General features: G+C 43.3%; 20 protein-coding genes, 1 other RNA gene and 1 pseudogene. 9 read left to right on the top strand and 13 right to left on the bottom strand.

From position 1 onward, the window contains the following. Positions 1-28: 28 nt before the first annotated feature. From TSUB_RS13260 to TSUB_RS13250, 3 genes and pseudogenes are all read right to left on the bottom strand, one after another. A pseudogene (locus tag TSUB_RS13260) lies at positions 29-949 on the bottom strand (IS30 family transposase); the annotation flags it as partial. A 90-nt stretch (positions 950-1,039) separates the two neighbouring features. After that, entirely contained in the window at positions 1,040-2,146 is a 1,107-nt protein-coding gene (locus tag TSUB_RS13255; RefSeq protein ID WP_087022970.1) for a site-specific integrase, read from the bottom strand. 272 nt (positions 2,147-2,418) lie between these two features. Then, a complete protein-coding gene (locus TSUB_RS13250; protein WP_087022968.1) occupies positions 2,419-2,883 on the bottom strand; it encodes a hypothetical protein in 465 nt (154 codons plus the stop codon). A gap of 246 nt (positions 2,884-3,129) precedes the next feature. Here TSUB_RS13250 and TSUB_RS13245 point away from each other — a divergent pair, with 246 nt between their 5' ends. Both TSUB_RS13245 and TSUB_RS13240 read left to right on the top strand, forming a co-directional pair. Next, the gene (locus TSUB_RS13245; protein ID WP_202819782.1) at positions 3,130-3,339 is read left to right on the top strand and encodes a helix-turn-helix transcriptional regulator; all 210 of its coding nucleotides are present in this window, start codon (positions 3,130-3,132) and stop codon (positions 3,337-3,339) included. 1 nt (position 3,340) lies between these two features. After that, positions 3,341-4,102 (top strand): hypothetical protein, encoded by a 762-nt coding sequence (locus TSUB_RS13240; RefSeq protein WP_087025766.1) that lies wholly within the window; start codon positions 3,341-3,343, stop codon positions 4,100-4,102. A gap of 913 nt (positions 4,103-5,015) precedes the next feature. Here TSUB_RS13240 and TSUB_RS13235 read toward each other — a convergent pair. The 7 genes from TSUB_RS13235 to smpB all read right to left on the bottom strand — a co-directional run bounded on the left by TSUB_RS13235 (position 5,016) and on the right by smpB (position 10,919). Beyond that, positions 5,016-5,909, bottom strand: coding sequence for a DUF3732 domain-containing protein (locus TSUB_RS13235; RefSeq protein WP_221274541.1), 894 nt, complete (start codon positions 5,907-5,909; stop codon positions 5,016-5,018). A gap of 288 nt (positions 5,910-6,197) precedes the next feature. Next, entirely contained in the window at positions 6,198-6,569 is a 372-nt protein-coding gene (locus TSUB_RS13230; protein WP_221274540.1) for a hypothetical protein, read from the bottom strand. A gap of 488 nt (positions 6,570-7,057) precedes the next feature. After that, positions 7,058-7,315, bottom strand: a complete 258-nt coding sequence (locus TSUB_RS13225; protein ID WP_221274539.1) for a hypothetical protein — start codon at positions 7,313-7,315, stop codon at positions 7,058-7,060. A gap of 693 nt (positions 7,316-8,008) precedes the next feature. Then, positions 8,009-8,503, bottom strand: coding sequence for a hypothetical protein (locus TSUB_RS13220; RefSeq protein ID WP_221274538.1), 495 nt, complete (start codon positions 8,501-8,503; stop codon positions 8,009-8,011). 64 nt (positions 8,504-8,567) lie between these two features. Next, positions 8,568-9,779: an integrase domain-containing protein gene (locus TSUB_RS13215; RefSeq protein WP_087018756.1), complete on the bottom strand. Its 1,212-nt coding sequence runs from the start codon at positions 9,777-9,779 to the stop codon at positions 8,568-8,570. Between the two features lie 168 nt (positions 9,780-9,947). After that, positions 9,948-10,315: a transfer-messenger RNA gene (gene ssrA, locus TSUB_RS13210) on the bottom strand. A 121-nt stretch (positions 10,316-10,436) separates the two neighbouring features. After that, positions 10,437-10,919: an SsrA-binding protein SmpB gene (gene smpB, locus TSUB_RS13205; protein WP_087018755.1), complete on the bottom strand. Its 483-nt coding sequence runs from the start codon at positions 10,917-10,919 to the stop codon at positions 10,437-10,439. Positions 10,920-11,086: 167 nt separating this feature from the next. Here smpB and TSUB_RS13200 point away from each other — a divergent pair, with 167 nt between their 5' ends. Then, positions 11,087-11,521: an SRPBCC family protein gene (locus TSUB_RS13200; RefSeq protein ID WP_087018753.1), complete on the top strand. Its 435-nt coding sequence runs from the start codon at positions 11,087-11,089 to the stop codon at positions 11,519-11,521. After that, positions 11,511-11,831: an RnfH family protein gene (locus TSUB_RS13195; RefSeq protein ID WP_087018751.1), complete on the top strand. Its 321-nt coding sequence runs from the start codon at positions 11,511-11,513 to the stop codon at positions 11,829-11,831. The genes TSUB_RS13200 and TSUB_RS13195 overlap by 11 nt, the downstream gene beginning before the upstream one ends. A 90-nt stretch (positions 11,832-11,921) precedes the next feature. Here the strand turns inward: TSUB_RS13195 and bamE are convergent, their stop codons facing one another. The 3 genes from bamE to nadK form a co-directional block, all read right to left on the bottom strand. Beyond that, a complete protein-coding gene (gene bamE / locus TSUB_RS13190; protein ID WP_414718339.1) occupies positions 11,922-12,278 on the bottom strand; it encodes an outer membrane protein assembly factor BamE in 357 nt (118 codons plus the stop codon). 374 nt (positions 12,279-12,652) lie between these two features. Beyond that, positions 12,653-14,317: a DNA repair protein RecN gene (recN, locus tag TSUB_RS13185; protein WP_087018748.1), complete on the bottom strand. Its 1,665-nt coding sequence runs from the start codon at positions 14,315-14,317 to the stop codon at positions 12,653-12,655. Between the two features lie 199 nt (positions 14,318-14,516). Then, the gene (gene nadK / locus TSUB_RS13180; RefSeq protein WP_246616463.1) at positions 14,517-15,407 is read right to left on the bottom strand and encodes an NAD(+) kinase; all 891 of its coding nucleotides are present in this window, start codon (positions 15,405-15,407) and stop codon (positions 14,517-14,519) included. A 183-nt stretch (positions 15,408-15,590) separates the two neighbouring features. Between nadK and grpE the strand changes: the two genes are divergently transcribed. From grpE to TSUB_RS13155, 5 genes are all read left to right on the top strand, one after another. Next, positions 15,591-16,214 carry a nucleotide exchange factor GrpE gene (gene grpE, locus TSUB_RS13175; protein ID WP_087018744.1) on the top strand — a complete coding sequence of 208 codons (624 nt, stop codon included), beginning with the start codon at positions 15,591-15,593 and terminating at the stop codon, positions 16,212-16,214. A 287-nt stretch (positions 16,215-16,501) separates the two neighbouring features. Next, a complete protein-coding gene (gene dnaK, locus TSUB_RS13170; RefSeq protein ID WP_087018743.1) occupies positions 16,502-18,430 on the top strand; it encodes a molecular chaperone DnaK in 1,929 nt (642 codons plus the stop codon). Positions 18,431-18,519: 89 nt separating this feature from the next. After that, positions 18,520-19,659 carry a molecular chaperone DnaJ gene (dnaJ, locus tag TSUB_RS13165; RefSeq protein ID WP_087018741.1) on the top strand — a complete coding sequence of 380 codons (1,140 nt, stop codon included), beginning with the start codon at positions 18,520-18,522 and terminating at the stop codon, positions 19,657-19,659. 229 nt (positions 19,660-19,888) lie between these two features. Continuing rightward, positions 19,889-21,109, top strand: coding sequence for a multidrug effflux MFS transporter (locus TSUB_RS13160; protein WP_087018739.1), 1,221 nt, complete (start codon positions 19,889-19,891; stop codon positions 21,107-21,109). Then, a complete protein-coding gene (locus TSUB_RS13155; RefSeq protein WP_087018737.1) occupies positions 21,099-21,437 on the top strand; it encodes a DUF2799 domain-containing protein in 339 nt (112 codons plus the stop codon). The genes TSUB_RS13160 and TSUB_RS13155 overlap by 11 nt, the downstream gene beginning before the upstream one ends. Positions 21,438-21,604 lie beyond the last annotated feature (167 nt).

Below are 21,604 nucleotides of genomic sequence, written 5' to 3'. Positions count from 1 at the left end.
CTTGGTGTCCAATCTTGTTGGGGTAGATCATGACGGCTGGTTGCTTGAACCCTAAACACTTTTTCGGTCGGTTGTTTATCCTAGTTTGAGCAAACTCAATTTGTTCATCAGTGACTGTTCTCAAATCCGTGCCTTTTTTCACATATTGCCGTAAAAGCCCGTTAGCGTTTTCATTTGCGCCTCGCTCCCAAGAGCTGTAGGGATGAGCAAAGTACAGCTCAGCCTCCAACGCCTCGGCGATCTCCTGATGACCTGCAAATTCACGACCGTTATCGGCTGTGATTGTATGCACAAGGTGTTTGTACGGCATCAACATCTCTATTGTTGCTTTCGTCACCTCAACCGCTGATTTCGACACCACTTTTTTGATCAGATAAAATCGGCTCTTGCGCTCTAAAATGGTGACTATAGCGCCGCTGCCGTGCTTACCCAGTACAGTGTCGATCTCCCAGTCCCCATACCGTTCACGAGTATCGACGACCGATGGACGTTCATCAATTGAAACCGCATGCTTAATCGTTGGCGCCTTTACTCTCTGTCCCTTGCGATAACGTTTGTGCCCTTGCCTTAAGTGGCGATACAACTTGCCGCCAGTACGTTTATCAAAAGCAATGTATTGGTAGATCCATTCGTGACTAACAGGCGCTACAGCGCTCGTTAGAACATTAGCAATTTGCTCAGGACTCCAATCGATACTCAGTAAAAGCTTTATGAACTCAATACGTTCAACAGGTATACGATACTTACGAGCCGCTTTTCGCCTTTCCATGGTCGAGGCTTCAGCCTGCACGGGGCAATAGAGATCGCTTGTTCGGTTTCTTTTTAACTCACGATAGATCGTGGCACGGTGACACTTCACCTTTTTGGCAATTTCAGAGACTGATATTCCCAGTTCCAAAAGGGCAGAAATCTGGTATCTTCTCCCCTCAGTCAACTGCTGATAACTCATGGTAGTACTGCTTATTTCTTTGGCGAGAAGAGCGTATCACTTTCGGCAGTTGGCTTCCTCTTCTACACCTTCCCATGAGTGTCGCACTTATTATCTGAAATCGGGGGTATGTCTAAATGAATGGAAGTCATGACCCTTTTCAAAACCAAGTTTAGTTTTGAATCTACCGAACCATTTTGAAGCGCTTGTGGCATAACCATCTCTCTCCAGTTTTAGTTCGGAAAATATTCGGTCGTTGTCTACAGTTTGAGTAAACTCGATGAAACCAAGCGTAAGTAACTTAGAGTGTATGGGTATGACCCTTTCTGCATTAGGCGTTTTTAAGCGCTTATCAGGCGTGTTTCTATTGATGTGTATACAGTAGGTGCCATTTACGATGGTTATGTCTTCTTTGCGAAGCTGGCACAGCTCGTTGATCCTCGCACCTGTAAGTCTAGCCAGTATAGGCAGCCAGTACTGATAGTTGTGCTTGTACACCTTCTTGGTAAAAATCTCGTTGCTGAAAATGCTCGAGAGCTGCTCTGGGCTGTAAGCGTTTTTCTGCTTGCTAACCTTATGCTCCAATTTAAATTTGAAACCTTTAAATGGGTTTATGTCTGTAAACTCCATTTGCACGCACCATTCAAAGAATGATGATGTCTTTTGAATATAGTCTTTTACGCTGCTCTGAGAGATAACAGGCAATCCAAGCTTATTGTTTAGTTTTATAGCTTCAGAGGTAGTTAAACCAACAAACTCTTGGTGTTTTTTTATGTTAGAAGGTAGAGAGGCCAATATTTGCCTCGCACTTTCTGCATCGTTGCGTCTTATACTTGCTAATTTCTTCTTGTTTACTATCTCAAGTACTACACGGCATTTAGCTGTAGCGCCTTCAATTGTCTTGGCGGAAACGTAGGAAGACTTATATTTTCGATACAATTCTAGGCATTGCATAGGGCAATACCTATGAGGGTGCTTTCTTTTTGTTTCTAAGGAAGGTGTTTTTTCTGCGAGCTCAGCATGTGTAGTGCTTACGTCAGCTATTTTGCGTCTAATCTCTAACTCTAGCTGAAGTGCTAGTAGCTTTGCATTGGATCTACATGAGGTTCTGAGGCTTCTTTTTATCTCAGATCTGTTATCAAACAGGCTGCGATACTTTGATGGGATTTGGAATCTAAACGACCAGATTCCACTGTTATTGAGGGTGAGATAGCGCATATTTTAGTACCTATGTTTAGTACAAAACTGCGAAAACTTGACCCTTGAATACAAAAAGGGCGATAACTCAATGAGTTACCGCCCTTTCCAAACGTTTGGTGGGCTGGCGTCATCTGAATCTTAGCTATCAAGCGGCTGATTTTTAATGGTTTTATTGGTTTGTAATTTAGCTTTTGGGTAAATCATTGGGTATTAAGAGATTTTGTCATCTACATTAAATCTGACATTAAATCGGTATTAGAATAAATCACATGGAAGATTGAACCTTGCGGCTACTTTCTTTTGTTCTTACCTCTTAGTGCTTCTATCCACTTTGGACACCAAGAGCTTGGTTCGACTCGTTCTCTGAAACTGCTAGTGTGTTTACCTACTAATGACTCTAACTTGGGCACGTTATAGTGCCATTTGTTCATAAATGCGATCACACTTGAAGGGTCATCTTTTTGCTTTAAGCGATAGCGGACAATCTGCTTTAGAGTGTACGTGTACTGCTTATCTTTGGTATCTATCTCTTCGACAGCTTTATTTGTAGTTTTAGAGTATCTTGCCGCAATACAGCTTCTCACAACAGCGGAGTATTCTTCATCGGTTAGTTTTCCATCGTAACCCATCTCCTCTGCGATCTTCTTGATTCGATCTAAGTCTTTAGCGAAAAAATACAGACGCTTAGTTTGGTAGCCAGACTCTTTCCTTCTGTCGGATACTTTTTGTTGGCGAACATTGTCATATGAGCTCATTCTAGCTGTCCATTGCTATGTCTTTGAGCCAACAGTTTACCTAAAAAATAAGAATAATTCCCTGTGAGCCTCACGGATATATTGTGAGCCTCACGGATATATTGTGAGGCTCACAGATGTATCTATATGATTTGATTGATTTATAAGTGAGTCTCACAATTTTTTAGGAATTTCAATCGATAAAGGGATTGTTGGGTCTGATAACTCTAATTCGAGCGTGAGTAACAGAATGAAGGAGGATTACTCATGCCAGATATAAAGGTTGTCAGAATGAAAGATGTTCAAGAAATGACAGGTCTTTCCAGAGCAACAATCAATAGGTTGAGAAAGGAAGGTTCTTTCCCTCCGCATATAAATCTAGGAGCACGAGCTGTCGGTTGGTTTGAGCATGCAATCACAGAGTGGCTACAAGCTAGGATGTCCGGTCAAACTCTGTCTTATGGAGAGGAGTGCTGATATGGCGATGGAAGTCAGCACACTCGAAGATTGGCCTTTGTTTGAAACTGTTAAGCAAGCTAAAGAAGAAAATGAGGCTAGGATTGACATTCTATGGGCTGTGGGCGGCGAAGAGAATGTCAACCTAGCTCTTGAACTTGAAGCTTGCACTTATGACGAAAAAAAGTGCAACAGTGCTGCGTGTAAGATTTGTAATCGTGAGTACCGTATGCAGCTGGTCAATCCAAGAGTTTCAATGATGGCGGAGTGTGGATTGGATCACTGGATGCTAACAGTTATCGACTACAAAGGAGCCTTTAGTCATGAGCAACTGACAGCATTCGATGTAAGAAAGGCGAAAGATAGGCTCAGAAAACAGTTAAGCAGAGCAGGCTTTCATGGCCCAATATTTGGTTCAATTGAACTCGACTATCATGATGAATGTAAACTATGGCTTCCGCATGCACACCTAATTGTTCCCATTACGGAACAGAATGTGAATGCAAAAAAGGCTTTAATACAACAGTACAAACGAATGAATCTTTGTCATATCAAAAACAACCGAAAAGCTAAGCCTTTACAGTTTGATTCCATAAACCATGACTATCACCAAGTCTCTTACTGTTTTAAATTATCATTTTTTGAAGTGGTTGATATTAAATCAAAAAAAGGTAATCGCTACACTCGCAAGCAACGGTTGAAGCGGAGAAACTTCTGCGACTCATTGGTAAGCCAGCATTTAGCAGGGAGAAGAGGTTATGTATTCAGTTTTGATGAAAGGTAGTTTGAATATATTCACTGTCCGAGAAACGAGTAATGGCTATATTGATTGATGTAGCTATAGGTTGTACTGGTGCAGATAAAGAGTGTTTTCATTGACTAAGGAAAAGAACACTAGAAGATTAACGAGTGAACTAAGGAAAGAAATGCATGGTCTAAGTAGTGTAGCCACCGACTCTTAGCCATGCAATTTCCGGTTTGCACTTTAATTTGAGCTGCCTTCAGCTCTGGCAGCATGATGATTCATGCTAGATTTGGTTATACCTGCCTTAATTGCCGCTTGCATGGCGAGTGCTTGCTAAATTCAAATAAGAACAGTCGATTAACAAATTGCAGCGCTGAGTCACTTATGTGCGTCCACTTAAATGTACAGCAACTAGAAGCCAATCTATCCTTGCGAACTATGATGAATTACGTCTTACAGAAGCGTAGCAACCGCGTTGTATCATAGCCGACGACTCCCAATTAAAATGTAGCCCAAGGTGGTTTAAAATCAATATAAATTTTTTGTTGTTATTATTCAGTTGGTTATGGGTTCTGCAAGGGTTCTATAAGGTTTCCTTAAGGTTTCCTTAAGGTTTCTCTATTCCCTTTTTAAGGAGGGTGTATTATCATGTTCTCAAATTGCAACAATTGAGTTAAATATGTCAAGAGCCGCGTCAGCTATCGCTGAAAACATAATTGAATTAATGCACAAGCAAAATCTGAACTGTACGACTATTCCGTGGAATAAGTTCTACATCCTTTGTAAAGAGAAAGAATACAAAGTACTTTTTGGATAATTTACGCTATGAGCTAAAGAAGAAAAGCTTCTTAATGACAGAGGGGCATGCTGTCATTTGCATAGCAAAAGATTTTAATTTTTCTGAATTAAATATTGGTGAATAAAAAAGGGCTTATTTAATAAGCCCTTTTTATTACTCTATATCTTCTATTATGTTCTCTTCACGTACTAATGCATTTCCATGCCTAAACTCTTCAACTATATTCACATGTTTATATTCAGATAATATCTTTTTAGGCACATGTTCTAAAACAATCATCTGAAAATTGCTATTCAAGTCTATTTGTCTTGATATAAAATCGTCCAGAAGTTTAAATGCCTTTTTGATTTTTGCCTCATCACTGCTATCTAACTTTTTCTCATCATCAGATTCGTCGCCATAATAAGGCCTGCTTGGTTGATCAATAATTAAGTATGGCGCAACAAAACTAGAATTGTTATTTTTGATTACTTCATGGATAGATAACATAAAGAACAAATGTAAAAACATTTGGTTTGAACTACTACCAACATTTTCTTCAAATGTTGACTTTGGCTTTCTTAATGATAGTGCTTTTTCCTTATATTTGAAATATGGTTGATAACCTTGATAGTTTTCAAGTGAGGTTCCTACCATTTCAATATATTCAGAAATTATCTCTTCAATAGCTTTTATTGTTAGTTCTTTTTTCTCTGATGTGTCATCAACTTTAATGCTTTCTATTTCATTTTCAATTTTGGTTTTATCTAAATCAACGTATGAGTCTGTGCTATCATTATATAGGTTAGCTTTAGCTAGTAATTGTCCCATAAAGAAGTATTTTTCTTTAAGAGAAGAAAAAGAATATACTTCAGAAGGCTGAGATTTTAATCTTTCTTCAATATCTTTAAGCTTTATCTTTGAGGTTTTTATTTCATCGTTAACCTGCAAGCTAAGAGGAGTTCGCTTTACTCTCTCTAATTTAATATTCTTAATTTGATCAGATAAATGGCTGGTTATATTTTCAAATATTGAAGTTTTAATCAGATCAGAGTCGTGACTCCTCAAATAATCAACAGGCTTTATTGAATCTTCAATTCTTTGAAGTGAATTCTTATATAGGTCGTATTCATTTTGGAATTTAGTTAGTTTTTTATTTTATTAAATTCTTTGAAGTATTGCTGCTCTAATTGTTCTCTGTTATCGATTACTTCAGGGCGGAGTTCTGATTCAATGTCAATATTTAAAATATTTTTCCAAGACTCATCATCATTTAAATCTGGGTTAATAATTGAATACTCTTTTGCTTTTTTATCAAAGCGCTTCTTTCGTTAATAAAGTCACTTCTTTTGTCATTTATTCTTCTGTTTTTCTTTCTATCCTTGATAATTCTTTTTCTAACTTATCTAGCTTTTCTTTCTTTAATACATTACCTACAGTTTCAATACCTACTGCTAAGTCGAATATTCGAGGCAGAGCCTCTCTGTATCTATCATCATTCTGTTTGTCAAAGAAAACTCCAGAGCTATTTTCAATAATATCGCCAGAGATGGTATTGAACATTTGGAAATATCTAACCGATATCTTTGAACCGGGTTTAATATAACTTCCACCATATTCAATCTTTGCATTGCTATCTATAGAAAAAATCGACTCAAATAACTTTTTGACTGTTTTTTCATTAGTGTTACTTGTGGGTTTCTCTGGAACTTCCCCGATAGATGACAAGTAGTATTCAGCAGAGACTTTAGATTGATATGGTGCTTTTCTAGCAAAGCTATAAGTATTTCCGTTTGAACTAACGACTAATCCATACCAAGTTGAATTTTCATTAATTTGGCTTTGTGAAAATTTAAACTTAGACGCAAAAAGCAGTAGTCTATTATATCTAATATTGCAGACTTACCTGTATTACTTCTACCTGTAATAACATTAATTTTATTTGGTAAGAATTCCAGTTCTCTTTTAGTTCCATTCTTAAACCAAACTATAAGTTTTGATATATTAAAAATCATAAACTTACCCTTAAATTTAGATATAGTTTGTCTGATGGATCTTTAATAATGTTGGAAACATTTAAAGATGCCTTGTATATTTTTTCCACGTGTTTCCCCATTTCTTTTGCATAGGGAATCTCTTTTTTAATATGATATCACCATTAACTATATCTATATGCATCATTTGGTACATATACTGAATAGCATTAATTGTTGGTTTTATTTGGTCATAAAAATTTCATCGAAGTTAGAAAACCATTGAGGGTTGTTTATTATTAACTTATCAAGAGATTTAACTTCATTATTCTTTTTAGATAGATATGAAAGAAGTTCTTTCTGATAGACTAGAGGATAAACTATTAAAGCTTTATCCATAGGCAAAGATTTTGTATGTTGTAATACTGAGTTCAGTGCCAATACACACATGGGAAAATTATGGTTGATTTTATTTTTCATTTTTATATTTATCCCAGTCATATCTCCAACCTAATGTCGGAATATCTGATAGGTAATAATAATATCCATTGGATAGGATAATATTTTCTGGTAAATCAGAAAAATTGATTTTTATATCTCGCGTTTCGTCAATAACGTCTATAGCTATTTCATTTGCCTTTTCTTCTTTAGGTGTTTTACGATATTTTTTTCTGAAAATATTTTTCCACCTTTGAATACTATCTTATCTAATTGTGTCTAATTCTCCGTATGTTAAATCACCATTATCCTTCCAACTAGATAGATTTCTTTTTATTTTTAACATGTGAGATGTATACTCTGCCATTATTTCAACATCATCTTGGCAAAGTCTTCTATTTCTAACAACTGCTTTTACAAAAGTTGGTCTTGAAAGTTTTAGGCAGTTGTTCATTAAAAGTATATACTTGTAGAGATTCATTTCGTGCATTATCAAAATATCTACTGTACTTTCTATAGAAATCATCAAAGCTAATAAATATTTTTCTCCTTTTTATGTTTATAAAATTATCCTTCCTAATTGCTGAGTCAATATCACTAAATACTTGGCATATTTTTGACTCTGGTATCATTTTTGATTTTATTGATTTATAGCAATTATCAAATATGTCATTTTCTTCGAGTTGAAATGAAATTCTATCAAGAAAACATTTAAGTACTTGATTTGGAATACTTAGGATGTCTTCAAAATATTTTTTATTGCATCAGATTGAGTTTTTTCTTTAGAGATTTCAGGTTTTCTCTTGCTTCCTCTATAGTGATTTCACCTTCTTGTAGCGATTTGATTATTTTTGCAAATTCATTATTACTTGACTCCGATTTATTTGAGGCAAGTACAAAGTAAGTTTTATCTATAAATTTTATCTGCTCATTCTGTGTCGAACGTGAAGCGTTAGTATCGGTGATCACTTTCGACCAATTTGATAGAGTTTTCCAAAGATCAATATCAAATGTCGTTAAGTTAGATGGCTTTTTAGTTTTTTCTGATGTTTTAATAGTGTGTTTTACTTGATAGAGAATCTGAACATCATCAGCTAGATCTGTATGCACATCATCTTTACACTCCAGACCAACTGTTTGTCCAATTTCAAGTGATAACAGTTTCCACAAGAAAAAATAGTATTGGTAATCGAAGCCAATACCAGTCTTATCTGCTGAGGTTATATCTGCTTGTGTTGTGGCTGAAACCATCCCACTCTCTCATCATTGAAAAAAGAATGGGATAAATTCTACCTCATAGTGTCACCATAATAATTCACGCGTGTATGGTTTTTTGTTGTGCATCAACTATGTACGTACTCCACCACTCCATTAGCTCTCGCCTCCTTTCAAGATAGTCAGTTCTATTGTATGCGCGTCTGACCTCATTTTTGTCTACGTGAGCTAAGCAAGCTTCAATTAGCATTGGATCAAAGCCATGCTCATTCATTGCCGTACTAGCGATGGAGCGCATACCATGTGAAACTAGCTCCCCACCATAACCCATTCGTTTTATTGCAGCATTTGCCCCTTGTTCACTTCGATGCTCCAAAGGGTTTTTATCTGACGGGAAAATATGCTCTCGATGTGATGATATAGGCTTAATATCATTCAATAAGTCAATAACATGTTGTGATAAAGGGATTCGGTGCTCCCTTTTCATCTTCATCCTCTCTGCTGGTACAATCCAAACTCGATCTTCAAAGTTGATTTCCTCCCATCTCGCTCCAGCTGCTTCACTAGCCCTAGTTATAGTATGTAGCTGAAAGTGTATTAGATAGCGAGTGAGCACCCTTATATTGGCCTTGTGGATGTCTCTCATGAGGTTTGGAAGCTCGCTTGGGGGTATCGTAGGCATGTTCTTCTTTCGAGGCTTGAGAAAGGCTGCTTTTATACCTTGAAGTGTGTTTGAGTGGATTGCCCCACAATTTACAGCATAGGTCATTATATCGTTCAGCCTTTGGCAGAGCCTTCTCAAAGTCTCTAGAGAGCCAGCAGCCTGTAAGGGCATTAGCGCATCTATCATAATGGGCGCTGTAATTTCTTTTATTGGTGTGTTTGCATGTGAGGGGAAGACATGAAGCTCTAATGAGCGCCATACATCTGCTGCATAGTCTTCAGAAATGGTTGATTTTTTAACCTCCATCCAGTCTGAAGCGACTTTAAGTAACGTCCCATTTGCGTCTAGTTGTGCTTGTCTCTGTTTCTGTTTGCGGTTTTTTTTAGGGTCAATCCCAAGAGCAATAAGTTCTCTAGCTTCGTGAGCCGCTTTTCGTGCATTGGCCAGAGAGATCTTTGGGTATGTAGAGATGTACAAGCTAGATCGCTCTCCCGTTTCGGGATTTTTATATAGCAATCGCCAAGATTTTGTACCATTTGGCAGAATGCGAAGTTGTAGGCCATCTCCATCAGTCTTCACATATTCTTTGTCTTTTGGCTTGAAATGCTTGATTTGTTTGTCTGTGAGTGGGGGAGTCTTCCGTGCCATTTGATTTTACCCAAATTAATGTACCCAATGAACTTAGGGTAAATGATTGGGTATTAAAGCAGCAAGATATTGTGAGACAACATGAGACATTAAGATTAGATAACTTAATGATTTGGAGGGGTTTAGATACTAAAACGGGACGTCCTGAGACGTCCCGTTCCAAACGTTTGGTGGAGCTGGCGGGAGTTGAACCCGCGTCCAAAATCAGTCTAACTAATGGCGCTACATGCTTAGTTTATCTTTATTCTCGTCAATGCACTGCGGACAAACACGCCATACAGAGACACACCTGAATCGAGTTTAACGCTTCAGATCCCAGGTCAAATCATCCACGCGATCCTGTTTGGGTTTGACTACCCTGGATCCCCGTCCTACAGGCTAAGGCTAGGGAGGATAGGCTCTATGCAGGTTATTAAGCTGCTAGTGCGTAGTTTTCGTCGTTTGCGACTATTTTTTTGCGGTTTTTTAGCGAGGCCAACCGCACCTCGGCATGCTCCACGAGCCTTCGTGATCCTGTCGAATCCTGAATCAGCCCCTGAGATCTAGAAATGCTATCAGAAAAAACGCCAGCGTCAATCAATATGACCACTGCCGTTATGTAATTGCTCGATTATTCAACGCTTTTCAGCAAAAATCGCTCAAAACACTCTGTTTTGCTTAGCGATTCGCGTTTTTCATGATGCGCGCTTTGTCACGTTGCCAATCTCTGTCTTTCTTGTCGGCGCGCTTATCGTGCATTTTCTTACCTTTTGCGGTACCGATCTTCATTTTCACCCACGAGCCTTTCCAGTACATCGAAAGGGCGACAATGGTTTCGCCATCACGGTTAACCGCACCGGCTAACTTATCGAGCTCGCGACGGTTGAGGAGTAGCTTACGTACACGGGTTGGGTCTGCGACAACATGTGTAGATGCCGCTTGTAGTGGGGTAATGGTCATGCCGGAAATGAAGGCTTCACCATTACGCAAGAACACGTAGCTCTCGGTGAGGTTCACCTTGCCATGACGAATCGCTTTGATTTCCCAGCCCTGTAACTCCATGCCAGCTTCATAATCATCATGAATCGAAAACTCATGACGTGCGGAGCGATTTTGCGCAATGGTATTGTCAGACGGCTTCTTTTTAGGTTTCTTTGCCATACTTCTTTTTTCCTGTCCCAGCTAAGGCTGGTCGATGTGCCGCTATGGGCACGGGTTAGGCCAATTTTGGCTCTTTCGCGAGTAATGGTATCATCGCGGTATCGGTTGTCATAGCTTTGTCATTACTGTGACCCATGCCGGTAGTCTATTTGTTTTAAGGAGACCTTATGCCGCAGATTTGTCGTACTGCATTAGTGCCTTTCAGTGCGCAGCAAATGTTTGATTTGGTGAATGATGTGGATGCTTACCCTGAGTTTCTACCGGGGTGTACCGGAAGTACGATTCTGGAGCGTTCTGATCAGCATATGATGGCTTCTGTGGATGTCGCGAAGGCAGGAATCCGAAAAACCTTTACCACGCGCAATGTACTCGAAAGCTTTCATCGTATTGAAATGCAGTTAGTCGATGGCCCTTTCAAAAAGCTCGTCGGTGGCTGGAAGTTTATCGAGCTGGATGCCCAAGCGTGTAAGGTGGAGCTTGAACTCGATTTTGAGTTTACTAACCGTATGGTAGAGATGGCTTTTGGTAAGGTGTTTAAAGAATTAACGGGCAGCATGGTGCAAGCTTTTACCCAGCGCGCGAAGGAAGTGTATGAGTTCTGAAGGCATGATTCATGTTGAGGTAGTGTATGCACTGCCCAATATTCAGCGCGTGATTAAAGTGATCGCCAAAACAGAAAGTACGGTTGAGCAGATCATTCGCCAATCGGGCATTTTAGCGATGTTTCCAGACATTGACCTCAGCAAAAATAAAGTCGGTGTCTATAGCCGGAATGTGAAACTGGATGCGACGGTGCGAGAAGGGGATAGAATCGAGATTTACCGCCCATTGATTGCCGACCCGCGTGAGATTCGCCGTAAGCGTGCTGAGAAAGCGAAACTCGCTGAACAAGAAGCTAAGAAAAGCAAATAGTACGAATTGAGAATGCGAATATACAAAAAACAGCCTGATTGAATCAGGCTGTTTTTTTTATGTTTAGCGGTTAACGCAAAGCGAGGGGCATTAGCCGATAGGCGTATAAAACTGTTCGCCAGGGGCATAGTCGCCGTCGATATGGGTCAGCAAGCCTTGCTCATCGAAGAGTACAATTAGGTTGCGTTGAACGATGTCATCATGGCCGGGCTGCTGGTGGTAGATGTAAAACCAAGTATTTGGATCGTGGCTCTCGACGAGCATCGGGGAGCCCAATACAAAGCGAACTTGCTCTCGGCTCATGCCAAAACGAAGCTTGTTTACGTCTTCATCAACAATGTAGTTACCTTGGTTGATGTCAATCTTGTAGACCAAACGGTCTGCCACAGAGCAGCCGCCTAATACGCCTGCGAGAAGGGCCATTACGGCAAGTTTCTTGATAGCCACGGTTGTTCTAATCCACCTTTTCCCTAGTAGCTTTCGCTATGCTTTATTGGTGCGGTTTGTCGCTGGGAGTGACGCGTTATCGCGTATCTATTTCACTCGCTCATGCTGCCATAGTTGAGCGTGGCAGTGCGTCAAACTGAGCGTCTGGCGCTGATGATAGCGCACTTTCAATACAATTGGCACTCTCTCCACTCGAAACCGCGAGATAGCGAAAACGGGGCAGCGATGACACCGTATTAACAGGGCTTTTTATATAGAAGCCTTGCGGTTAGGTGTTTGCCAGTGAGAGGTGCAGCGAGACCACTGCGTATTGAGCAGCGGCCATCGGGGATTAAGACCGTCGTTTAGTATGAGAGTTCGCGTTAATTGCGACATTACGCCGCAATAAGCAGTTCTCTGGCATTGGCGAGGGTGGTGTCGGTGATTTCGCTGCCACCAAGCAGGCGTGCCAGTTCACCCACACGGGCATCACTGTCGAGCAGTTTCATACGCGTTTCGGTTTGGCCTTTTTGCGTCTTCTTGGCGACAAACATCTGTTGATGGCCACATCCTGCGACTTGCGGCAGGTGGGTCACACACATGACTTGGGTTGATTGGCCGAGTTGTCGTAGTAACTTACCAACAACCGCAGCGGTTGGGCCGCTGATCCCAACGTCGACTTCATCGAAAATCAAACTTGGGGTATCCACTTTTTGCGCGGTAATGACCTGAATGGCCAACGAGATACGTGAGAGTTCGCCCCCAGATGCCACTTTGGCCAAGGGAGAAAGCGGTTGGCCCGGGTTAGTTGAGACTAAGAAATCAACCCGATCAAACCCGCGTGGAGTAAGCTGTGTTTCACTTGGGCTCACGTCGATACAGAAGGTACCGTGCTCCATGCTCAGTTCGTGCATGCTAGAGGTGATTTTCTTGTTGAGCTCTTTGGCATACCGCTGGCGGCTTTTGCTGAGTTTTTCACAGGCGGTGAGGTATTTTTCTTTCTCCGCATCAACTTGCTGTTGCAGCTCTTCAAGCTTTTCATCACTGCAATCGAGGCTACTCAGCTCTTCTAACAGTTGTTGGTGCTTAGTGTAGAGCTCGTCAGGCTGAACATAGTGTTTGCGTGCTAAAGACATGACACGGCCTAAACGTTCATCAAGATAGTGGAAGCGCTCGGGATCCATCTCCATGCTTTCCATGTAATTGCGCAGCTCACCAGATGTTTCTTGAATCTGAATGGTTGCTTCTTCCACCATGGGTGCCAAATGGGCGAGTTGACTGTCTAACTCGTTGAGTTCAATTAACTTGTGGCTGGCGGTTTGAAGAAGCTGCAAGACGTTGACCTCTTCGCCATCAAAAAGCATATCCAGCACTTGTTGGCTGGTTGCGGCCAGTTCACTGCTGTTAGAGAGGCGTTTGTGCTCTTCTTCGATTTGCTCAAATTCCCCTTCGGCGACATTCAGTTCATTGAGCTCTTTTACTTGGTATTCCAACAACTGTTTTTGCGCCATGTTGTTATCACGGTTTTGAATCAAGCTTTTGAGGTGATTGTGGCTCTGGCGCCAAGTTTGATAGCGTGCTTGGGCTTTCTCAATGAGTGCGATGTGCCCCGCATATTGATCAAGCATATTGAGTTGGTGTTCTGGTTTCACTAACTGTTGGTGTGCATGCTGGCCGTGAATGTTGATCAGCAATTGGCCGAGTGCGCGTTGTTGGGATGCGGGTACTGGGCTGCCATTAATAAACCCGCGTGAACGCCCCTCTTTTGTGATGACGCGGCGCAAAATGCACTCTTCGCCATCCATGAGTTCGTTATCTTCTAGCCAACGACGTGCCGCGGTGTTGTTCTCTAATGCAAAGGTGGCGTTGATCTCGGCTTTCTCTTCACCTGGGCGTACCATGCTGGCTTCGGCGCGATCGCCTAAGCAAAGGCCGAGCGCATCAATGGCAATGGATTTACCTGCGCCCGTTTCCCCTGTGATGGTGGTCATTCCGGCCATTAACTCAAAGTCGAGCTGTTTTACGATCGCGAAGTTAGCAATGGTCATGTGAGTAAGCATGTGTGTTCACCTGTTTAAATCAACACCTGTATTAATGCACAGTATATACTGTGTTTGTATACAGTAAACTTTTTTGTGTGTTTTTTTCTACGAGGGTGAGGGCGGTCGCAAGTTTTTTGTAAAAGGTATAGGTGGTGAGATTGAATGGGGAAACAAAAAAGCCGACTCGGCGTCGGCTTTCAGGAGAGGGTTGGGGGGACTAGAACAGCTTACTCGACCAACCGAGTTTATTACGTAACACGTTGTAATAGTTGTAAGAGTTCGGGTGCACTAAGTGGAGCTGTTCAGGGCTTTGATAGATGTGGATTTCATCGCCCGGATTCACTGGCAAGGAGACTTGTCCATCACAACGCACTTCAAGCGAGTCGCTATTTCCTGGCGGAACCACAAGCTTAATGCGGCGATTGCCATCGACGACGAGAGGACGACTGGAAAGCGTGTGCGGAAACTTAGGGACTAAGGTAATGGCATTAATACTCGGCGAGAGAATGGCACCACCCGCAGAGAGCGAATAAGCCGTAGAGCCCGTGGGTGTCGCGACGATGAGGCCATCAGAGCGCTGCGAAAACGCGAATTTGTCATCAATGTAGACTTCAAACTCGATCATATGCGCCACTTTGCCGGGGTGGAGAACACATTCGTTGAGTGCGCCGTTACGGCTTTTGAGTTGGCCGTGGCGATAGACCTCGGCTTCCAGTAAGAAACGGTATTCAGGTTGAAAATCGCCGTTAAGTACTTCACCGAGTTCAGTTTCAAAATCGTCGGGATCAAGGTCAGTCAAGAAACCTAAGTTGCCACGGTTTACCCCAATTACTGCTATATCAAAACGGGATAGAACGCGCGCCGCACCGAGCATGTTGCCATCACCACCCACAACAATCGCAAGGTCAGCCTGTTGGCCCATGGCAATCATGTCGTGGAAATCAGAAGCGGGGATATCAAGATCATTAGAGAGTCGTTGTTCAACGAGTACCCGATAGTTACGCGCCGTCAGCCAATTATAGAGATTTTGGTGCGTCTGAATTGCTTCCGGATTTCGGGGCTTGCCAATGAGGGCGATAGTATTAAAGATCCGCTCCATGTCGTTGATCCTTGGTAATAAGGTTGAGCCAGTATAGCGCTCTCTTGTCGCAAATGTCGCCACTTGTATCGCGTTTGTGGTGAATTGTGACCATTAGACGCTTGAATCGCGCCACTTCATCCCCATAATAAGCAACAACAGTTTATGGGAATTTGTTATCCCGGGTAATTTCGAGTTCTTGGCGGAGTGAACATGAGCAAAGAAGAGAACAAAGTACAGGATGAGCAGCAAGAGGCTGCAGTAGAATCTGCTGAGCAAGAAGAGCAGCGAGTGGAAGAGGGTGCAGAAGAGCAAACTCAAGAAAGCTTGCTCGAAACGAAAATCGAAGAGCTTAAGAAGGCGCTAGCGCAATCGGATGCCACAGTACAAGAGCAGCGTGATTCTGTTTTACGTGCGAAAGCTGAAGTAGAAAACATGCGTCGTCGTACTGAGCAAGAGATCGATAAAGCGCGTAAGTTTGCCCTTGAGCGTTTTGCTGGCGAGTTGCTACCGGTTATCGACAACATGGAACGTGCGGTTGATATGGCGGATAAGAGCGACGAAGCGATCAAGCCAATGGTGGAAGGTGTTGAACTGACTCTGAAAACCATGACGGATACCGTTGCGAAGTTTGGTCTTAAAGAGATCAATCCAGTGAACGAACCGTTTAACCCTGAATTGCATCAAGCCATGTCGATCCAAGAGAGTGCGGAGCATGAGCCAAACACGGTGATGATGGTGATGCAAAAAGGGTATGAGCTGAATGGTCGTGTTGTGCGTCCTGCAATGGTGATGGTATCAAAAGCCGCTGCGGGTAACGTCGATACGCAAGCTTAAGTGCTAATTTGGGCAGGCTAGTCAGCCATTAAAGGCCCAAATGGCAGTGGCTATCGAAATTGTTCGATAGTCAAATGATTGAAAAAACCCGTCATTTTGCGGGTTTTTTTATTTTTTGTGTTTTTTTTCCTTTTTGCCCTTGAAAAGGGGTTTGCCGCCCTTATCTATGAGTCATACAAGGTCATAAACCATTCTGGGATACGCTGAATGTGCTTATCCCTTTATCGAAGATTGCAGTCCGCGCTTCGGTAATTAAAGATGAAACAACGAATTTCGGAGAAAACCTGATGGGTAAAATCATTGGTATCGACTTGGGTACAACCAACTCTTGTGTAGCAGTACTAGATGGCGATGCGCCACGTGTTATCGAGAATGCTGAAGGTGAGCGTACTACCGCATCGGTTATCGCTTACACCCAAGACGGTGAGACTCTGGTTGGTCAACCAGCTAAACGTCAAGCGGTAACTAACCCAGAGAACACGCTATTTGCGATTAAGCGTCTAATCGGTCGTCGTTTTGAAGACGAAGAAGTCCAGCGCGACATCGAAATCATGCCATACAAAATTGTTAAAGCTGACAATGGCGATGCATGGGTAGAAGCGAAAGGCCAAAAAATGGCGGCACCTCAGGTTTCTGCTGAAGTTCTTAAGAAAATGAAGAAAACAGCGGAAGACTTCCTTGGTGAGGAAGTGACTGGCGCTGTTATCACAGTACCTGCGTACTTTAACGATGCACAGCGTCAAGCAACCAAAGATGCTGGCCGTATCGCAGGTCTAGAAGTTAAGCGTATTATCAATGAGCCAACAGCGGCAGCATTGGCATACGGCCTAGATAAAGATGGCGGTGACCGCACTATCGCTGTTTACGACTTAGGTGGTGGTACGTTCGATATCTCTATCATCGAAATCGACGAAGTTGAAGGCGAGAAGACCTTTGAAGTACTTGCAACTAACGGTGACACTCACCTTGGTGGTGAAGACTTCGATAACCGCATGATCAACTACTTGGTTGACGAGTTTAAGAAAGATCAAGGTATCGACCTTAAGAATGACCCGCTTGCGATGCAGCGTGTGAAAGAAGCGGCTGAAAAAGCGAAGATTGAGCTTTCTTCTGCACAGCAAACTGACGTTAACCTGCCATACGTAACGGCAGATGCGACAGGTCCTAAGCACATGAACGTGAAAGTAACACGTGCGAAGCTTGAGTCATTGGTTGAAGATCTTGTTCAACGCTCTCTAGAGCCATTGAAGATTGCACTTTCTGATGCAGACCTTTCTGTAGGCGACATCACTGACGTTATCCTAGTGGGTGGCCAGACGCGTATGCCTATGGTTCAAGCGAAAGTGACTGAGTTCTTCGGTAAAGAGCCACGTAAAGACGTGAACCCAGATGAAGCGGTTGCAATGGGTGCTGCTGTTCAAGGTGGTGTACTGGCCGGTGACGTGAAAGACGTTCTACTGCTAGACGTTACGCCTCTCTCTCTCGGTATCGAGACGATGGGTGGTGTGATGACCAAGCTTATCGAGAAGAACACCACTATCCCAACGAAAGCGAACCAAGTGTTCTCTACGGCTGAAGATAACCAAAGCGCGGTAACTATCCACGTACTTCAGGGTGAGCGTAAGCGTTCTCTAGATAACAAGTCTCTAGGTCAATTTAACCTAGAAGGCATTCAACCTGCGCCACGTGGTATGCCTCAAATCGAAGTGACTTTCGACCTTGATGCTGACGGTATCCTACACGTTTCTGCGAAAGACAAGAGCACAGGTAAAGAGCAGAAGATCACTATCCAAGCGTCTGGTGGTCTAAGCGAAGACGAAATCAACAAGATGGTTCAAGAAGCAGAAGCAAATGCTGAGTCGGACAAGAAGTTCGAAGAGCTAGTGACTGCGCGTAACCAAGCGGACCAACTTGTACACGGTACTCGTAAGCAGATCGAAGAAGCAGGTGAAGCACTACCAGCTGACGATAAAGCGTCAATTGAAGCTGCGGTTTCTGCGCTAGAGACGGCTGCGAAAGGCGAAGATAAAGAAGAAATCGACGCGAAAGTACAAGAGCTAGTTCAAGCTTCTCAAAAGCTGATGGAAATCGCTCAACAGCAAGCACAAGCTCAGCAAGCTGCTGAAGGTGCCGGCGCTGAAGGTGGTCAGCAAGCACAGCAAGACGACGATGTTGTTGATGCTGAGTTTGAAGAAGTTAAAGACGACAAAAAATAAGACTAGCTAGTTAGTGTTATTTTAAGCAGCGCGGGCGTTGGAGTTACCTCCTGCGCCCGTCGCTGTATTTAAAGCAGGTTCTGATCAATATGTCGAAACGCGATTATTATGAAGTGTTGGGTGTCGGTCGTGACGCCTCTGAGCGCGATATTAAAAAGGCGTACAAACGTCTTGCGATGAAATTTCACCCTGACCGTAACGCGGGTGATGAAAGCGCTGCAGAAAAATTTAAAGAAGTAAAAGAAGCTTATGAAATTCTGACCGATGCGCAGAAGAAAGCAGCTTACGACCAATATGGCCATGCCGCATTTGAGCAAGGTGGTATGGGCGGTGGCGGCTTCGGTGGCGGCGGTGCAGATTTTGGTGACATCTTCGGTGATGTCTTTGGTGATATTTTCGGTGGCGGTGGTGGTCGACGTCAACAGCGTGCACAGCGCGGTTCAGACCTACGCTACAACATGGAATTAACGCTGGAAGAAGCGGTCCGTGGTGTGACCAAAGAGATTGAAGTCCCTACCTTACAACATTGTGATGTCTGTGATGGTAGCGGTGCAAAACCGGGCACATCAGCAACGACCTGTGGTACCTGTCATGGTCACGGTCAAGTGCAGATGCGCCAAGGTTTCTTTGCCGTGCAGCAGACGTGTCCAACCTGTCATGGTCGCGGTAAGATCATCAAAGATCCATGTAACGCCTGTCATGGTCAAGGTCGAGTGCAGAAGAGTAAGACTTTGTCTGTGAAGATCCCTGCTGGTGTTGATACGGGCGACCGTATTCGCCTTTCGGGTGAAGGTGAAGCGGGTGAGTTTGGTGCACCAGCGGGCGATTTGTATGTGCAAGTGCATGTCCGCGAGCACAACATCTTTGAGCGCGATGGTAATAACCTTTACTGTGAAGTGCCAGTCAGCTTTACCATGGCCGCCTTGGGTGGTGAGGTGGAAGTGCCGACCCTCGATGGCCGTGTGAGCCTGAAAGTACCGGCTGAAACTCAAACGGATCGTATGTTCCGTATGCGTGGCAAAGGCGTTAAGTCGGTGCGTAGCGGTGCAGTGGGTGATCTGATGTGTAAACTGGTTGTGGAAACACCTGTGAACCTCAGTAGTCGTCAAAAAGAACTTCTGAAAGAGCTAGAAGAGTCTTGTGGTGGCGCAGCAGCAACGAAACATAAACCGAAAGCAGAAGGCTTCTTCAAAGGCGTGAAGAAGTTCTTTGATGACCTAACGGGTTAATCGGTTGTGCGATACCCAAGCAGAGTAATGCTTGGGTATGCGTGAAAGGAAAGCCGCGATGGTTATCGCGGCTTTTTTTATGCTTATCCATCCTGAGGTGATTTCCGCATCTCTGTGTCAGTTCTAAAGGCGTGATACTAATCTTTCCTGCTAGGACCGAATCCCCTGACGAGGTTTCCGCACTCAATATTGGGTTTTCGGGCGATAATAGTCGGGTGGAGGTCATTCAATGCCAGATAAATTTTTGTTTCGCCCTGTCTTACTCGCTTGCCTTATCGTTAGTATTGGTCAACTCAGTGTTGGGTTGCTGTTTCCCTCTCTACCTTGGATTGCCCAAGAATTTCAATTACCAGCAGAACAAGTTCAGCTACTTATTTCAATCTATTTACTCGGCTTTGGTCCATCGCAGTTACTGTATGGCCCCCTCTCTGATTCTCTAGGTCGCAAGCCGATTTTATTGATTGGGTTATTGCTGGCGGTATTGGGGCTAACGGTGTCAGTGGTGGGTGCTGCGCAATTTGAATGGTTGCTGGCGGGGCGATTTATTCAAGGCTTAGGCGCGGGATGCTGTGCGGTATTAGCCCGTGCCTCTATTCGAGACAGCTACAGTGCAGGCCATTTGACCCAAGCGTTAACGTGGTTAGCCATGGTCGCATCCATTTGTCCGATTATCGCCCCCGTTATTGGTGGTTTCATTAATCATCATTTTGGCTGGTTGGCGGTGTTTGTTGTGCTGCTCTCATACGTGGCACTGGTATGGTTGATCTTTGTGGTGATATTTAAAGAGACCCTTGCGAAACGTAAGTCGATTCAGTCTCCGAAAGTCATGCTAAAGCAGTACAAGCAACTCGCGGGTTCGGCCTATTTTGTCAGTTTTTCTGCGATTGGCTGGTTGAACTATGGGCTGGTGGTCGTGGCTATCTCTTTGATGCCGTTTGTGATGCAAGTTGAAATAGGGATGAGCTCAGATCAGTATGCGATGTGGTCTTTGCTGCCTACGTGTGGCCTCCTTGTCGGAGGGATGATCTGTAACCGATTTAGACCACGTATAGGGACAGAGAAGATGCTGAAATTTGCGCCTCTGATTCAGGTAACAGCAGGTATGTGGCTTATATTATGTCCGTTGACACCTTTTGCGGTCATGTCCGGTCAATTTCTAATGATAGTTGCGAATGGTGTTGCTTTTCCTTGTGCGCAGTCGCAACTTCTCTTGCCATACAAAGATAATGCGGGGGCAGTTGCTGCGTTATCGGGGGCTTGCCAAATGGTATTTGCTTCATTGCTAAGCATGGGGTTGATGTCGTTAGGTATCGCCAACGCATGGCACTTGGGCGTATTGCTTTTGGTTGCTGCAGCGTTAAGCTATACGTTAATTAGTCTAGGATTTCGCTCGCATTCTGAACATCGAAATCGTGTGCAGAATGTAGTGGGAGGTGTACATGAAAACTAAGCTTTTATGGCTACTTGCACCCATAGCGCTCGTCGGATGCCAGTCTACCTATGTTGCAGAGTATGCGAATAACGAGCAGTGGTATCAACTGGGTGAGGAAGATGCATTGCGTGGCTTACATGTCCGAAATGCGTCGATGAATGAGGAAGCGCTCTCGCTCTATGAAGAAGGGTATGCGATTGGCAAAGCGCAGTACTGTGAGAGCAGCAATGCGTGGATGCTGGGGCGAATAGGTAAGCCTTATCTGGGGATCTGCCATGACTTGCCTCATGGTTGGTCGTTCCAGTTAGACTACGATGCAGGCCGAGAGCGGTGGAGAAAGTGGTAAGTAAGGTGCGCAGCAATGGCTGCGCTTTTTTTTGGTTATCCTACGCAAACTAATGCTGAAATGACAATGTAATCGATTTCAGTTAATGATGTTTACCTTCTCATCTTTCCTTTCTCAATAGGCGACTTGCTTTATCTCCCTTGTTTGTCTGTATTAAATGATGTGCA

Source organism: Thaumasiovibrio subtropicus (assembly GCF_019703835.1).
GTDB lineage: Bacteria > Pseudomonadota > Gammaproteobacteria > Enterobacterales > Vibrionaceae > Thaumasiovibrio > Thaumasiovibrio subtropicus.
Note: the sequence above shows the minus strand (reverse complement) of the source record. Positions and strands in the feature narration are given on the sequence as shown.